Annotated in this window: 15 protein-coding genes; 6 read left to right on the top strand and 9 right to left on the bottom strand. The window is 70.5% G+C overall.

Annotation, left to right across the window (positions count from 1 at the left end):
• Window positions 1-128: 128 nt before the first annotated feature.
• Entirely contained in the window at window positions 129-521 is a 393-nt protein-coding gene (locus ACYQ77_RS40465; RefSeq protein WP_459722042.1) for a hypothetical protein, read from the top strand.
• Here the strand turns inward: ACYQ77_RS40465 and ACYQ77_RS40460 are convergent.
• The 7 genes from ACYQ77_RS40460 to ACYQ77_RS40430 all read right to left on the bottom strand — a co-directional run bounded on the left by ACYQ77_RS40460 (window position 508) and on the right by ACYQ77_RS40430 (window position 8432).
• On the bottom strand, window positions 508-1530 hold the full coding sequence (locus ACYQ77_RS40460; protein WP_459722039.1) for an Lrp/AsnC family transcriptional regulator: 1023 nt from the start codon (window positions 1528-1530) through the stop codon (window positions 508-510). The two genes, ACYQ77_RS40465 and ACYQ77_RS40460, sit on opposite strands and share 14 nt — an antisense overlap.
• On the bottom strand, window positions 1527-2408 hold the full coding sequence (locus tag ACYQ77_RS40455; protein WP_459722037.1) for an alpha/beta fold hydrolase: 882 nt from the start codon (window positions 2406-2408) through the stop codon (window positions 1527-1529). Before ACYQ77_RS40455 ends, ACYQ77_RS40460 begins: the two co-directional genes overlap by 4 nt.
• Window positions 2409-2563: 155 nt before the next feature.
• Window positions 2564-3742 carry a M24 family metallopeptidase gene (locus ACYQ77_RS40450; protein WP_459722034.1) on the bottom strand — a complete coding sequence of 393 codons (1179 nt, stop codon included), beginning with the start codon at window positions 3740-3742 and terminating at the stop codon, window positions 2564-2566.
• A complete protein-coding gene (locus ACYQ77_RS40445; protein ID WP_459722080.1) occupies window positions 3739-4629 on the bottom strand; it encodes an ABC transporter permease in 891 nt (296 codons plus the stop codon). The genes ACYQ77_RS40450 and ACYQ77_RS40445 overlap by 4 nt, the downstream gene beginning before the upstream one ends.
• A 2-nt stretch (window positions 4630-4631) precedes the next feature.
• Window positions 4632-5597, bottom strand: coding sequence for an ABC transporter permease (locus ACYQ77_RS40440; RefSeq protein ID WP_459722031.1), 966 nt, complete (start codon window positions 5595-5597; stop codon window positions 4632-4634).
• A 16-nt stretch (window positions 5598-5613) separates the two neighbouring features.
• Window positions 5614-7227: an ABC transporter substrate-binding protein gene (locus ACYQ77_RS40435; RefSeq protein WP_459722028.1), complete on the bottom strand. Its 1614-nt coding sequence runs from the start codon at window positions 7225-7227 to the stop codon at window positions 5614-5616.
• Window positions 7224-8432, bottom strand: a complete 1209-nt coding sequence (locus ACYQ77_RS40430; protein WP_459722025.1) for a dipeptidase — start codon at window positions 8430-8432, stop codon at window positions 7224-7226. Before ACYQ77_RS40430 ends, ACYQ77_RS40435 begins: the two co-directional genes overlap by 4 nt.
• A gap of 170 nt (window positions 8433-8602) precedes the next feature.
• Between ACYQ77_RS40430 and ACYQ77_RS40425 the strand changes: the two genes are divergently transcribed.
• Both ACYQ77_RS40425 and ACYQ77_RS40420 read left to right on the top strand, forming a co-directional pair.
• Window positions 8603-9589, top strand: a complete 987-nt coding sequence (locus ACYQ77_RS40425) for an ABC transporter ATP-binding protein (RefSeq protein ID WP_459722022.1) — start codon at window positions 8603-8605, stop codon at window positions 9587-9589.
• Complete coding sequence (locus tag ACYQ77_RS40420) at window positions 9579-10556, top strand: ABC transporter ATP-binding protein (protein ID WP_459722020.1); 978 nt, start codon at window positions 9579-9581, stop codon at window positions 10554-10556. Before ACYQ77_RS40425 ends, ACYQ77_RS40420 begins: the two co-directional genes overlap by 11 nt.
• Before the next feature lie 1032 nt (window positions 10557-11588).
• Here ACYQ77_RS40420 and ACYQ77_RS40415 read toward each other — a convergent pair.
• Complete coding sequence (locus ACYQ77_RS40415) at window positions 11589-11963, bottom strand: hypothetical protein (protein ID WP_459722018.1); 375 nt, start codon at window positions 11961-11963, stop codon at window positions 11589-11591.
• Between the two features lie 228 nt (window positions 11964-12191).
• Between ACYQ77_RS40415 and ACYQ77_RS40410 the strand changes: the two genes are divergently transcribed.
• Genes ACYQ77_RS40410 through ACYQ77_RS40400 form a run of 3 tightly spaced genes read left to right on the top strand, consistent with a single transcriptional unit; the run spans window position 12192 to window position 13929 of the window.
• Complete coding sequence (locus ACYQ77_RS40410) at window positions 12192-12923, top strand: hypothetical protein (RefSeq protein ID WP_459722016.1); 732 nt, start codon at window positions 12192-12194, stop codon at window positions 12921-12923.
• The gene (locus ACYQ77_RS40405; RefSeq protein WP_459722013.1) at window positions 12920-13324 is read left to right on the top strand and encodes a phage holin family protein; all 405 of its coding nucleotides are present in this window, start codon (window positions 12920-12922) and stop codon (window positions 13322-13324) included. Before ACYQ77_RS40410 ends, ACYQ77_RS40405 begins: the two co-directional genes overlap by 4 nt.
• Window positions 13321-13929: a DUF3618 domain-containing protein gene (locus ACYQ77_RS40400; protein ID WP_459722011.1), complete on the top strand. Its 609-nt coding sequence runs from the start codon at window positions 13321-13323 to the stop codon at window positions 13927-13929. The genes ACYQ77_RS40405 and ACYQ77_RS40400 overlap by 4 nt, the downstream gene beginning before the upstream one ends.
• A gap of 22 nt (window positions 13930-13951) precedes the next feature.
• Here the strand turns inward: ACYQ77_RS40400 and ACYQ77_RS40395 are convergent, their stop codons facing one another.
• Complete coding sequence (locus tag ACYQ77_RS40395) at window positions 13952-14935, bottom strand: anti-sigma factor RsbA family regulatory protein (protein ID WP_459722008.1); 984 nt, start codon at window positions 14933-14935, stop codon at window positions 13952-13954.
• Window positions 14936-14943: the final 8 nt, after the last annotated feature.

Genomic DNA, 14943 nt, shown 5'->3' with positions numbered 1-14943 from the left:
CGTCCTCGATCAAGGGGTGTGCAACGCATCGGGGCAGCGGTGATAACAATCGGGACGTCGAGTCTTTGGTCCGTAGCGGAAGCACGTCACCAGGCGAAACACTGCGCACATCCATGAGATTCGAGGCGATGACCATGCGACTCTGGAATCCGCGGCGGACAGCGGAAGACCGCACCGCACACCACGTCCAGCGCGCCGCGCGGTGGCTCAACGAGCAGACGAAGGCGTTCGCGGGCCGGGCGCCGATCACCTCCGACATGATCGCCGACCTGGTCGTGATGGCGCAGCGGGGTGACCTGTCCCAGGTCACGGTCGACGGCTACCAGAACGGGACGACGGTCGCGACCTGGCTGGTGCGGGTCACGCCGTACGGCTACCACCCGCGGGGCCCGGCGACGCGGCTGGACGACGGCGTCCTGCGGTCGCTGCGGTACCGGGTGGTGCCGGCGCGGCTGGGCCGGGAACACCTCTACCGGCACCTGTTGCGCTGCAGCTGGACCGCGCCGGTCAGCCGTCGCTGACCGCGGCCCCCGGGCCGAGCACCAGCGCGTCCGCGTGGTGTTCGGCGAGTTGTTCGCGCCACCACGGGGTCTCGACGAAACCGCGTTTGAGCGACAGCAGCTCCACCGACGCGCTCCACCCGATCACGCCCGCCATCTTCGCGAGCGTGGCCGTGGTGAACTCGAACAGGCCGCGGGTCGACTCGGAGATCACCTCGCACAGCAACGAGTTCCCGTCGAGCGTGGCGCCGAGGTAGCGCACGGACGGGTGCCGCACCAGCGCGGCCGCGACCTCGTTGAGCTTCGACGGCTCGACGGTCACCCACATGAGGGTTTCCGCCTCCAGCCCGAGCGCCTGCGCGGGCACGATCGTGAACACGGCCGCGCACCGGTCGGAGATCATCCGCTCGAAGCGGCGGCGGACCGTGGACTCGTTGAGCTCCAACGCGTCCGCGAGGGTCTTGAAGCTCGCGCGGCCGTCGTCGCGCAGGTGGTCGAGGATCGCCCAGTCGACCTTGTCGAAGTGGTCCGGCGAGCACAGCGGCACCTCGGGCGGCAGCGCGTCGCGGTCGTCGAGCAGCTGCTTGTACCAGTCGTGCGACACCTTGTAGACGTGCAGCAGCAGGTCGCTGTACCACCGCTGCACGCCGTCGACCTGCTGCAGCTCCAGCATGGTCTTCGGGTAGCGGGTGGGCCCGGAGTTCACCACCAGCTCGATGCCGATGTCGTACGACCCGGTGATCAGCGACGCCCACCGCACGTCCGGGCGCGCGACCAGCTGCTCGGCCACGTCGAGCTGCGTGCCGGGGCGGCAGCCGATGCGGGTGAAGAACGTCTCCACCGGCCCGGTGCTGCCGAGGCTCGGCAGCACCGCGACCTTCAGGAGGTTGTCCGCCATGAGCTGCTGGGCACGCCGCGCCACGGTCGGCACCGACGTCTCGCACATCGCGGCGATCGACGTCCAGCTCGCCCGGCCGTCACCCTGCAACGCGACGATGATCTGCCGGTCGAGGTCGTCGAGGGGTCTCATGTAGCGACGTCCGCGAGGAACTCCCGCACCACCTTCGTCCACGCCTCGGCCTCCTCGATCTGCGGTGAGTGGCCCGACTTCTCGAACACGACCAGCCGCGAGCCGGGGATCAGACTAGCGATCGTCTCGCTGCACTCCACGGGCGTGATCCAGTCGGTGCGGCCGACGGTGATCAGCGTGGGCGCGGTGACCCGCGGCAGCACCGGCTTGAGGTCGTAGTCCGGGATGTTGACGCGGAACGCGTAGTTGTGCGCCTCGTAGCGGTACGGGGTGGCGGCGACCTTCTTCTCCACGGCGTCCGGGTCGTACACATAGTCGTACAGCGGCAGGATCTCCCGCCAGCAGTCACGCAGGTCGTCGTTGTCCCGCACGGTGCCGGCGAAGATCCGGTCGAGCTTCTCGCGGTCGATCGCCACGCGCGTGGTGGCGAGCGCGTTGGCGAGGGCCTTCTCCTCGTGCGAGTTGTCCGGCGAGGTGTCGCGCAGGACCATGGCCCGCACGCGGTCGGGGTAGCGGGTGGCGTACTCCATCGCCATGAAGCCGCCGTACGAGCCGCCCGCCATGATGATCTGCTCGGCGCCGACCCACTCGCGCAGCGCGTCGATGTCGGCGGCCCACTGCTCGTGGCTGAACGTGCCCTTGCCCTCGCTCTGCCCGGACCCGCGCGCGTCGAACACCACGACGCGGTAGGTGTCGGCGAGCCTGCCGAAGCTCGCACGCGGCTCGGCCCGCGACCCGAGCCCGGGCGCACCGTGGTGGGCGATCAGGACGGGCGCGCCCTCGGGCCCGAGCACCTCGACCGCCAGCCGGTTGCGGTTGATCTCCACCATGGTCGCCTCGGTGGTGGCGGCGGCGAACTCGGGCGACACGTCATTCACAGGGACTCCTCAGGGTTGTGTTGCGGATGGCACGTCCGGCTCCGGGCCGACCGCGGCCCGCGGTGCCGGGGGCGGTCGGGTACCGAGCGGTCCAGTGCCGAGCCGTCGGCGAGCGACGCCCAGTCCGGTTCGCCGGACGGCGGGACGCGTGTCCACTAGACGGGGATGACGCAGTCGTCGAGGCCGCGCGGGTACGCGGTGAGCGGGCGGGAACCGTCCTCGGTGACCAGCATGGAGTCCGAGATGCGGTAGCCCGCGTGGCCGGGGACGTAGATGCCGGGCTCGTTGGACACGATCATCCCGGGCTCGAGGACGGTCGCGTCGCCGTCCTCCAGCCACGGTGGCTCGTGCATGCCGAGGCCGATGCCGTGCCCCTGCCGGTGCCGCAGGTAACGCCCCAGCCCCGCCTCCTTGACGACCGACAGGCACGCCTCGTTGGCGGACCGGCACTCGGCGCCCGGCTTGATCGCGTGCCCGCCCACCTCCTGGGCCAGGCGGATGGTCTCGTGGTAGCGGCGCTGCTCGTCCGACGGCTCGCCGAGCACGAACGTGCGCTCCCCCTCGACGAACCGGCCGCCGACCGCGCAGCCGAGCGACAGCATGAACGTGTCGCCGGGCCGCAGCCGGTAACCGGACGGCAGGCCGTGCGGGTAGGACGAGTTCGCGCCCGCGTACACAAGCCCGCCCGCGAGGAACGACACCACGACGACGTCGGTGTGCTCGCCGTACATGGTCGACGTGCCGACGCGGCCGACGTGCGCGGCCAGCTCGGCCTCGCTGGGCAGCTCGGCGCCGGTGGCGAGCGCGTCGGTCACGAGCGCCACGCCCTCGGTCAGCATCACGTCGGTGATGCGCGCGGCCTCCTGGTGCAGCGCGATCTCCTCGGGTTCCTTGACGTACCTGGTGACCGTGACGATGTCCGTCGGCTCCAGGTCCACACCGGACAGCGCGGTGGCGGCGGCGTTGTACCGCGCGTAGGTCATCGCCGTGCTGTGGCCCGCGGTGCGCCGGGTCGAGCCGACGGCCTGCGCGAGCACCGCGAACGGCGGCACCACGCCCGGGTACTCGGGGTAGGCCACCAGGTCCGCGACCGCGTGCTGGGCCTCCGCGTGCTCGCGTTCCAGCTCGGGCAGCAGCAGGGTGGCGCGGCCGCCGACGGGCAGCCACACGGCCACCGGCCGTTCGCACGGGTGGTGGAAGAAGCCGGTCAGGTAAGCGACGTCCTCGGGGTCGTCGGTGAGGATCGCGTCGAAGCCGGCCTCGGAGGCGCGGGCCCGGACCCGGTCCTGCACGCGCTCGAAGAACGCCCGGTCGAGCCGTTGGGAGAAGGTCACTTGTTCCGCCTTGGGTTACGGGCGTCGTTGTACGCCGTGGACAGCAGTGTCGACGCCAGCACGAGCAGGAAGATCGCGAGCGACGGGAACATCGGCAGCCACCACGCGGTGGACATCGCGCCCGCCTGCTGCGCCTCGTAGAGGATCCGGCCCCACGACCACGTGTTCGGGTCGCCGAGGCCGAGGAACGCCAGGCCCGCCGCGGACAGCACCGCCCGCGAGGACGTGAGCACGACCGACACCAGCACCAGCGGCATCACCGCGGGCACCACGTGCCGCCGGATGATCCACACCGGCGAGCCGGTCATGAGCCGCGCGGCGTCCACGTAGGGCAGCCGCACGACCGAAAGCGCTTGCGAGCGCACCACCCTGGTCACCTCCGGCCACGAGAACGCGGCGATCACCAGGATGATCGTCATCGTGCTCGGGCCGACGAGCGCGGCGACGAGGATCATCAGCGGCAGGATCGGCAGCGACAGCGTCAGGTCGACGACCACGCTGATCACCGCGTCGATCCGGCGGAAGTACGCGCCGACGACGGCGAGCAGCGTGCCGAACACGATCGCGATCAGCGACGCCGCCGCGGCCACCAGGAGGCTCTGCTGCGCACCCCACACCACCTCGGCGAACACGTCGAGCCCGAGGCTGTCGGTGCCGAACCAGTGCGTGCCGGACGGCGGCGCGAGCACGGTGTCGCCGTAGCCGGACGGGTAGTCGGCGAGCAGTGGCGCCGCTGCCGCGACGACCACGAGCAGCACCAGCACGACCAGGGCGGCCATGCCGAGCGGCTCACGCCGGAACCGCCGCCAGGTGTTCTTCGCCGCGCTGGGCGGCGCGTCGACGGACACGGCCTCCGCCGCCTGCGCCTGCTGTGCGGGTGAGGTCATGGTCACGAGGCCGCCTTCACGCGTGGGTCGAGGATGCCGTAGGCGATGTCGGTGACCATGTTGACGGCCACCACGGTCACGGCGAGCAGCAGGAACGCGCCCTGCAGCACCGGGAAGTCCAGCTGTGTCACCGCTTCGTAGATGCCGCGGCCGATGCCCGGGTAGGCGTACACGGTCTCGATCAGCACCGCGCCACCGACCACGAACCCGAGCTGCAGACCGACGAGCGTGGTCGTGGGCAGCAGCGCGTTGCGCAGCGCGTGCTTCCACAGCACCCGCTTCGCGGGCAGCCCGTTGGCGTTCGCCAGCACCACGTAGTCCTCGCCGAGCGCGTCGATCAGCGACGACCGCATGGTCAGCACGTACGCGCCGAGCTGGGCGAACACCAGCGACAGGCACGGCAGCACGAGGTGCGAGAGCACCGACAGGTACCACTCGCCGCCGTACGTGCCGTCGGTGTACGCGCCGCCGATCGGGAACCAGTTGAGCTGCAGGCCCAGCACGTACAGCAGCAGGATCCCGAGGCTCGGCACGAACAACGACTGCCCGGTGACCGCGACGACCTGCACGCACCGGTCCCACAGCCCGCCGCGGCGGGACGCGGCGAGCACCCCGAGCGGGATGCCGACCGCGACCGTCACCAGCAGCGACGACCCCGCCAGCAGCAGCGTCCACGGCAGCCGTTCCATGAGGACGGTCGTGACGTCCGTGTTCTGGTGGAACGAGACACCGAGGTTGCCCTGCAGGAGCTGCCACAGGTACTTCACGTACTGGACGGGCAGCGACTCCTCGAGGCCGTACTCGGTGAGCAGGGCCGCCCGGGTCTCGCGCGTCATGTTCGGGTTCGCCACGGCCAGCACCGGGTCGCCCGGCAGCAGCCGGAGGAGCAGGAACGTGACCGTCACGGCGAACCAGATGGTGAGCAGGCCGCGGCCCACCCGCTTGAGCACGAACAAGAACAGCGACATCCGGGCGGCCCTCAGCTCACTGCGACTCGGACTTGGTCGCCGAGGCGACCGAGATCGGGTTGACGATGGACAACAGCTCGGACGGCTTCACGACGAACCCGCTCCAGTCGCTGCGGTGCGCCACGAACAGGTTCTGCGTGTACATGACGTTGTCGTACACGTTGTCCCGCACGATCTTCGCCGCCTGCCGCAGCAGCGGCTTCTGCGCGTCGCGCTCGAACGTGACCCGTGCCTGCTCGATCAGCGACGACAGCTGGGGATCGTCCACGTAGGAGTAGTTGATCGCACCACCCGGCAGGTAGGTCAGCGCCATGTTGGTCGCCGGGTCGTCCATGATCGCGAAGTTGCCGGCGTAGATGTCGAAGTCACCCGCGTCGGTCTTCGCCAGGTACGTGTTGCGCTCCAGGCCCTGCAGCTCGATCGTGACACCCGCCTTGGCCGCGCCGTCCTTGACGAGCGTCGCCCACTGGGTGGTCACCGGGTCCTGCAGCGAGTAGATCAGGCGGAACTTCAGCGATCCGTCCGTCTTGTACCCGGCCTCGGTCAGCAGCTGCTTCGACCTCTCCGGGTCGTACTCGTACTCCTCGATGGAGTCGTCGTGGAAGTCCTTCAGCACCGGCATGATCGGGCTCGACCCGGTCGACACGGCCTGGTCCTGCAGCACGACCTTGCGGATCGCGTTGTAGTCGACCGCGTGCGCGAGCGCCTGCCGGACCTCCTTCTTCGCCAGGTCGGGCTTTTTCATGTTGTAGGTCATGTGCGCGTAGCCGAGACCGGGGATCTCCTCGACCTTGATGCCCGGCGTGTTCTGCAGGCCCTTGACCTGGGCGGGCGGCAGCGAGTTCGCGATGACGTCCACGTCACCGTTCTTCAGGCCCAGGATCTCGGTGTTCACGTCCGGGTACACGCGGTAGACGACCTTCGCCGCCTTGGGCTTGCCGCCCTCGACCAGCGGGTAGTCGTCCACCCGCTCGAGGGTGTAGCTCTGCCCGCGCTGCACGTCGGTCAGCACGTACGGGCCCGCCGACACCCAGCCGCCGTTCTTGCCGTCGTTCGCGAAGGTCGCCACCGACCCGGCGGGCTCGAACACGTGCTGCGGCACGACGTTGCCCCAGAACCCGACCTCCGGGATGACCGTCGAGTCCGGCTTGGACAGCTTCACCTCGACCCGCGTGTCGGACACCGCGGTCGCCGACTCGAAGTTGGTCAGCTGGCCGTACAGCGTGCCCGCCGGCTTGTCCTTCTTCACCGCGTTGAGCGTGAACGCGACGTCCTTCGCGGTCAGCGGCGTGCCATCCGACCACTTCATGCCGGACCGGATCTCGTAGAACCCGGTGGTGTCGTCGACGTAACCCCACTTCTCGGCCAGCTCGGGCGCCTTCTCGCCGTCCGCGCCGATCGAGAGCAGGTGCGGGTACATCAGGTTGGTGATCCAGTAGTCGCTGCGGCTGTTGCCGACGAGCGGGTTGTAGTTGACCACGTCGGTCGTGGTCGCGATGGTGAGCGTGGCGTCGGTGACCGCCGCCCCGCCCCCACCGCCCTCGGTGGGGGCGCTCGGCGCGCAGGCCGCGAACGTGGCGACGGCGGCCGCGGCGGCGATCACCGCGGTCAGCCGTGTACGGGACGTCAAACCCAGACCTCCTTGAGGACTCGAAGCGTGTTACCCCCGATGACCTTGCGGATCTCGTCGTCGCTGTAGTCGTGCTTGACGAGCCAGCCGATGATGTTGAAGAAGCCCTCCGCCGGGTTCTCCAGGCCGTCGACGTACTCGACCTTGGGGAACTCGACGCCGCCGTGCGCCTGCCCGAGGGACAGGTTCGCGGCGAACGTGTCGTGCAGGCCGACGTGGTCGCCGAACAGGGTGTCCGGCCCGAAGCTCACGTGGTCGATGCCGACCAGGTCGACGCAGTAGGTGAAGTGGTCCATCACGGACTCGAGCGAGTGCCGCGGGTGGTCCTTCGACAGCGTCGTGTGCGGCGCCGCCTCGATGCCGATCACGCCGCCGCGCTCCGCGCACGCCTTGATCGTCTCGTCGTCCTTCATCCGGTTCGTCGGCCAGACGGTCCGCGACCCGGCGTGGGTGATGAACACCGGCACCTTCGACTTCTTGATCACGTCGAGCCCGGTGCGGTCGCCCGAGTGCGAGATGTCGATGGCGATGCCCAGCTTGTTCATCCGCTCCACGGCCCGGTCGCCGAGGTAGGTGAGGCCGCCGTCGCCGCGCTCCTTGAGGCCGCTGCCGAGCAGGTTGGCCTCGGAGTACGCGATGCCCATCTGCCGGACGCCGAAGCCGTACAGCACGTCGAGCCGGTCGATCTCGTTCTCGATCGGGGTCGCCGCCTCGAGCGCGAAGATGTGGGCGATCCGGCCTGTCTCGGCCGCGTACTCGATGTCCTTGACCGACTCGGCCTTGATGACGAAGTCCTGGTGGGCCAGGTCGGCCATCCGGACACCGAGGTCGAACAGCACGTCCTGGTACTTCCAGCCCGCGTCGGAGCTGATGCAGCAGGTGCCGTCCATGCCGTTGTCGAACACGGCGGTCAGGCCCGAGCGGGACAGGCCCTCGTAGCCCGTTGGTTCGCGGCCCTGGCGGATGTGCTCGCGCAGGTCGGTCATGTCCTCGGGGAACACCTGCACGTGCTCGTGCAGCGAGATCACCGTCTCCTCGGTGAGGAGCCGCCTGGTCCGCTCCTCCTGCTCTCCTGTCAGGCCGAGCCCCTCGTAGGCGGGCACCCGGCCGACCTGCTTGGCGTAGGTGAACCCTCGGTAGTCCTTCCCGGACTCCAGGTATTCGTAGGCCGTGTAGCCGGTGTAGCGGGAAGCGGGCTCCAGCACGCTGCCTCTCCTGTCTCCGCGTGGTGTGCGGTACCAGTTGACTGTCTCCTGTGGAATGCCGCAGAGTGTCATCAATATCCGGCATGCTTGTCAATGCATGTGTCAGAACCCGGCAGGATCGGTCACAAGATGAAACTTATCGGCAACACGCCGCATGTGAGGATGGAGCCGTGAACAGTCCTCCCCTGGCCCTGCGGGTCCGCGGCCTGTCTGTCTCGTTCCAGATGGACGCCGGTCCGGTCGAGGCCGTCCGGCACGTCGACCTCGACGTCCCCCGTGGACAGCTGGTCGCGCTGCTCGGCGAGTCCGGCTCCGGCAAGTCGGTGACCGCCCGTGCCGTGATGGGCCTCGCGGGTCCGGGCTCGACGGTCGCCGCCGACGAGATCACCGTCGCGGGCACCGACCTGCGCACCGCGTCGGCGCGGCAGCTCCGGGAGTTCCGCGGCACCCGGATGAGCCTCGTCCTGCAGGACGCACTGTCCGCGCTCAACCCGGTGCTCACCATCGGCGACCAGCTGGGCGAGCTGTTCCGGGTCCACAGTGGAGCGTCGAAGAAGGTGGCGCGCGCACGGGCCGCGGACCTGCTCGGCATGGTCGGGATCCCGGCACCTGCCGAGCGTGTGAACGACTACCCGCACCAGTTCTCCGGCGGCATGCGCCAGCGCATCCTGATCGCGATGGCCATCGCGCTGGAGCCGGAGCTGTTGATCGCCGACGAGCCGACCACCGCGCTCGACGTGACCGTGCAGGCGCAGATCCTGGACCTGCTCGCGTCGCTGCGGACCCAGCTCGACATGGGGGTCCTGCTGATCACCCACGACCTGGCGGTGGTCAGCGAGGTGGCCGACCACCTGGCCGTGATGTACGCGGGCCGGATCGTGGAGGCGGGCGACGCCGACACCGTCCTCTCGCGACCGTCCCACCCGTACACCGAGGCGCTGCTGCGGTCCGTGCCGCAGCTGGAACACCACGGCGCCGACCTGTTCACGATCCCCGGCTCGCCGCCGAACCCGGCACGCGTGCCGTCCGGGTGCCCGTTCCACCCGCGCTGCCACCGGGTCGTGGCGGCGTGTTCGACCGTGCGACCGGAACTGGTGCCGTTGGCGGGCCGCAGCGTGGCCTGCCACCAGTCGGAGGTGATGCTCGATGTCCGATGAGGTGCTGGTGGCGGACTCGCTGGTCCGCAGGTACTCGGTGGGGTCGATCCTGCGCCGCGGGCACGTGTCCGCTGTGGACGGCGTGAGCCTGTCGCTGCGGCGTGGCGAGGTGCTCGGCGTCGTCGGCGAGTCCGGGTGCGGCAAGTCGACCCTCGCGCGGATGCTGGTGGGCCTGGAACGCCCGGACGCCGGACGGCTGTACTACGACGGCACCGATGTCACGTCAGGTGCGCGCTCCCGGCTCCGCGGTGGCGTGCAGATGATCTTCCAGGACCCGTACGCGTCGCTCGATCCGCGGATGACGGTGCTCGACATCGTGGCGGAGCCGTTGGCCGCCACGGGCCAGGGCACGCGTGCGTCGCGCCGGTCGCGCGTGGCGTCGTTGCTCGAACTGGTCGGGTTGGCGCCGGAGCTGATGAACCGGTACCCGCACCAGTTCTCCGGCGGGCAGCGGCAGCGGATCGGGATCGCGCGTGCGCTGGCGCTGGACCCGGCGGTGCTGATCGCCGACGAGCCGGTGTCGGCACTGGACGTGTCGGTGCAGGCGCAGGTGATCAACCTGCTGGCGGACCTGCGGAAGCGGCTGGACGTCGCGATCGTGTTCATCGCGCACGACCTGTCTGTCGTGCGGCACCTCGCGGACCGGGTGGCGGTCATGTACCTCGGGCGGATCGCGGAGATCGGCGACACGTCGCGCATCTACGAGGCGCCCGCGAATCCGTACACGCAGGCGTTGCTGTCGGCGGTGCCGTCGTCGGACCGGGCCTCGCGGGGCCGGTTGGCTCGGCGGCGGGTGCTGAGCGGGGAGCCGCCCTCGCCCATCGATCCGCCTGGTGGGTGCCGGTTCAACCCGCGGTGTTGGCTGGCCCAGGATCGGTGCCGGGTCGAGGTGCCTTCGCTGCGGGAAGTGGATGGCCGGTTGACGGCTTGCCACTTCGCCGAGGAGGCGGAGGCCGTGGTGCTGTGAGGATGTGGACAACCCGTTGTCGGCCGGCCGGTTTTGTCGGTGGTGCTCGGTACGCTGGAGTTTGGGGGCCGGAGGCCGTTGCCTGTGGATGACTCGGGTTTTGTCGGTCCTCGTTGTCGGTGGTCTGCTCTAGGCTGGATGTCGGGGGGCCGGAGGCCGGGGTTGATCTTGCTGGCCTGTGGTTGGGTTGGTGTTTGCGCTGCTTGGGGTGGGGTGTGTTTGCGGTGCGGCTTGGGCTGGTCCCGGGGTTTTTCGTTCCGTGGTGTTCGGTGGTGGCGGCGGATTGTGCGGGCGGCGCACTCACGCGTCAAGGGCGCCTTCGGCGTCCGGCTTCGCCGGATTGCTGCGCAACCCTTGACCCGCGAGCCTCCGCCACCCTAAGCCAGGCCCTAACGGGCAGGCTGACGCCTGCCCGCCTCTCTGCCCGCCGCCACCACCGAACCAATACCGGGGTATCCCGCAGGTTCGGCTTCTCCACGGGACGGGTGTTGGCGCCTTTCGGCGCCGGACGGTTTCGCTGCCCTTCGGTCGGGTGGGCTTTGGCGCCTTTCGGCGCCGGGCGGCTTCGCCGCCGTTCGCTCGGATGGGCTTTAGCGCCTTCGGCGCAGGGCGGCTTCGCCGCCCTTACCACAGGGCGGGTCTTGGCACCTTTCCGCGGCGGACGGTTTCGCTGCCCTTCGGTCGAGTGGGCTTTGGCGCCTTTCGGCGCCGGGCAGCTTCGCCGCCCTCCACCCGGCAGGGCTTTGGCGCCTTCGGCGCAGAGCGGCTTCGCCGCCCTTACCACCGGGCGGGTCTTGGCACCTTTCCGCGGCGGACGGTTTCGCCGCCCTTCGGTCGGGTGAGCTTTGGCGCCTTTCGGCGCAGAGCGGCTTCGCCGCCTCCGCTCGGCAGGGCTTAGCGCCTTCGGCGCAGGGCGGCTTCGCCGCCCTTACCACCTGGCGGGCCTTGCTGCCTTCGGCGCAGAGCGGCTTCCGCTGTTGGTGAAGGGGGCCTTCATCAACGCCGCCGGTCGCTTCCCACTGCCGCCCTTGGTCAGGTGCAGGCCACTCGCAGGTCGTCCAGGCGTTCGGTGTTGCGCTGCACCCATCTCGCCACCACGCCGGCGTCGTCGAGGCGTTCCTTCTGCACCTGCAGGTACGAGTCGGCGAGTCCCAGCAGTGACGCCTTCACGTCCTCGTCCGCAACGTTGTCCGCCAGTTCGCGCAGTCTGCGTTCCTTGTCCTCCGCCCGCTGCTGCAGGCGCTCCTTGTCCACGAGCGGGTTGAGGTCCGCGAGGCCGAGCGCCTCCGCGCACACCGATGCCCGGTCGGCCACCGCCCCCGCTTCGTCCACCGCCTCGCCCACTTCCGCGCACCCGGCCACGACCAGCACAGTTGCGAGCGCCGCGCACGCTCCCCGGATCCCCATGCACAAAACTTAGCGGGCGCCGGTTTGCCCGTGTGGGTGAACGGGTAGCTCATCTGGTGTACCGGATCGGAAGCAGGGCCGTTCCGGTGTACTGAGGACCGGACCTGTCGGATGTGCCCTCGCGAGCCGACCGGGGTCCGGTCCTCCTTTATGTCCGCCGTAAAAACTGGCGGTTATCGATGTTCTGCCCGGGTATTCGTCGCTCTCCCGAAACTGTAGGAGAACGCGATGACAGATCAACGATCCATGACCGGGACGGCGCGCGACGAGGCCGCCGGGGTCGCGCGCACCGCTCAGCAGAGTGGCGGTCAGGTGGCGAGCACGGCGGGAGAGCAGGCATCGCGCGTCGCGTCCGAGGCCACGGCGCAGGCACGTGACCTGCTGAAGGAAGGCCGAGGTCAGCTCACCGAGCAGGCTCGGGAAGGGCAGCGGAAGGCGGCAGGCGGGCTGCGCACGCTGTCCGACCAGCTCCAGCAGATGGCCGAACGGTCCGAAGGGCAGGGCATGGCGCACGAGGTGGTGCGGCAGGCCGCCGACCGGACCCGCGGCGTGGCGTCCTGGCTCGAGGAGCGGGAACCGGGCGACCTGCTGGGCGAAGTCCGCCGGTTCGCGCGCCGCAAGCCAGGGCTGTTCCTCGCGGGCGCCGCGCTGGCAGGCGTCGTCGTCGGGCGTCTCACCAGGGGCATCGTCGACGCCGAGAAGTCGGGCGACGACTCGTCCGGCCAGGCGAACGGGCACCGCGCCCGGCACGCCGCGGACGTGAACGACAACCCGCCGATGGCCGCGCCGCCGCTGCCGGCCACTGAACCGGCGCCCGGCTACGGGACCGTCCCGTCGGCCGAGCCGACGCCCGGCTACAGCGCCATGCCGCCCGCGGAGACGGCACCGGGTTACGGCGCCGTGCCGCCGACACCGCCGCCGACGCCCGGGTACTCCACCCCGCCCGGGGAGCAGCGATGACCGACGAGACGAACCGGCCCGACGTGGCCGACGCCTCGGTCGGCGAACTGCTCGGCAACGTCTCCCGTGACCTGTCCACCCTGATGCGCCAGGAACTCCAGCTCGCCAAGGCGGAGTTCCGGGCCGAGGCCACCAAGGCGGGCAAGGGCGCGGCGATGATGGGCGGCGCCGGGATCGCGGGCCACATGGTGCTCCTGTTCCTGTCGTTCGCCGTGTGGTGGGCGCTCGCCAACGTGATGGACGAAGGCCTCGCGGCACTCATCGTCGCCGTCGTGTGGGCCGTCGCCGCCGCCGTGCTGTACGCGGCGGGCAGGCGCTCGTTCCGCGAGACCAACCCCACGCCGGAACGCACCGTCGAGACGCTCAAGCAGGTGCCCGACGCACTGAAAGGACAGTCATGACCCACCCCGACCCGGACCGGCTGCGCCGGGAGATCGAGTACACGCAACGGAACCTGAGCAGCGACGTCGACCTCCTCGCCGAGAAGGTCACGCCGAGCCGCATCGCCCAGCGGCGGGTCGACCGCGTCCGCGGCGCGATGGCGAGCGCACGGGACCGCGTCATGGGCACCGCGTCCGACGCGATGTCCACGACGCAGGACCGGGCGTCGTCGCTGACCAGCGACGCCAAGGAGAAGATCGGCGACGCGCCCGGTGCGGTGCGCCGCGGCACGGAAGGCAACCCGATCGCGGCCGGGCTCATCGCGTTCGGCGCGGGCTGGCTGCTCTCGACGCTGGCCCCGGCCAGCAGACCGGAGCGGAAACTCGCCGGGCAGACCGCGGACTGGGCCCGCGAGCACAGCGACGCGGTCACCGAGCAGCTCGGTCAGGCCGCCGACCAGGTGAAGGAGAACATCCGCGAACCGGCGCGGGAGGCCGTCGAGTCGGTGAAGTCGACCGCGGCCGACGCGGCGAGCACGGTCAAGGACGAGGCCCGCGGCGCCGCGGGTGACGTCACCGACCGCGCGCAGGAGGCGAAGTCCACGATCCAAGAAGAACGCCGGTAACCCTCGACCAGCCGGGGCGTGGTCAGCAGGCCGCGCCCCGGCCCCCTGCGCGGTGGTTCGGGTTGCCGCTGATCATGCGGACCGTGAAGCCCTCGTCGTCGACGCTCATCGACACGTGGTCGCACAGCTGGTGGGTCAGCCACAGCCCGAGGCCGCCGCTCGGCGCGTGCGCGGCGGCACGCAGGCCCGCGAACGGGTCGGCGGGGCCCTTGCCGCCGTCGGTCACGGTCACGACCACGCGGTCCGGGCCCGCCCAGTAGCGGACCACGATCGGTGCGGTGCCGTGGGTCAGCGCGTTGGTGACCGTCTCGGTGACCGCGATCCGCAGATCGCTCAGCGACTCGGCGGTCAGCACGCCGTCGCCCACGTCCGCGAGCACCGCCCGCGCCCGCGACGGGACCGGGTTCACCAGCTCCACCGCGGGCGCGGTGTGCTGCACCGGGTCCGGCGCCGGGGGCAGGTCGTAGCGCAGGAACTGGTGCGGCTCGACGTACGCCTCGTTCGGCAGGTGCGTGTCACCGGGTCCCGCGACGTGCGGGTGGGTGCGGGCCACGTCCGCGAGCACCTCGGGCGGGGTGGTCCGCTCGTCGTACGCGCACAGGCTCCACAGCGGGAACCGGGCGTAGACGTCGTTGGCCGCCGACTCGTAGCGGGCCCACCAGTCCCACGTCGCCCCGAGCGCCGCCGGCGGCAGCTCACCCACGACCCGGATCTGGTGCGCCCCGTCCGCCGTGTGCCGGGCGAACAGGTCGGAGTAGGCGCGGAGGGCGGCCGCCGGACGGGCGTACACCTCGCCGCCGGAGTGGTACACCACCGGGATGTCCGCGCCGACCGCCGCGCGGACGAGCGCGGTCTTCTCCTCCCCCAGCGCGACGATCGTGGGTTCCCCCGCGGCGACCCCGCCGAGCAGGAACGGGACGACGGCGGTCAGCAGCTCGTCGTCCGAGCCGTAGCGGAGCGCCTCGTGGAAGTACCCGGTGTGCCCGGCAGGCACCCCGGTCCTCATGAGCGATC

The organism is Actinophytocola sp. KF-1, assembly GCF_054661535.1.
Note: the sequence above shows the minus strand (reverse complement) of the source record. Positions and strands in the feature narration are given on the sequence as shown.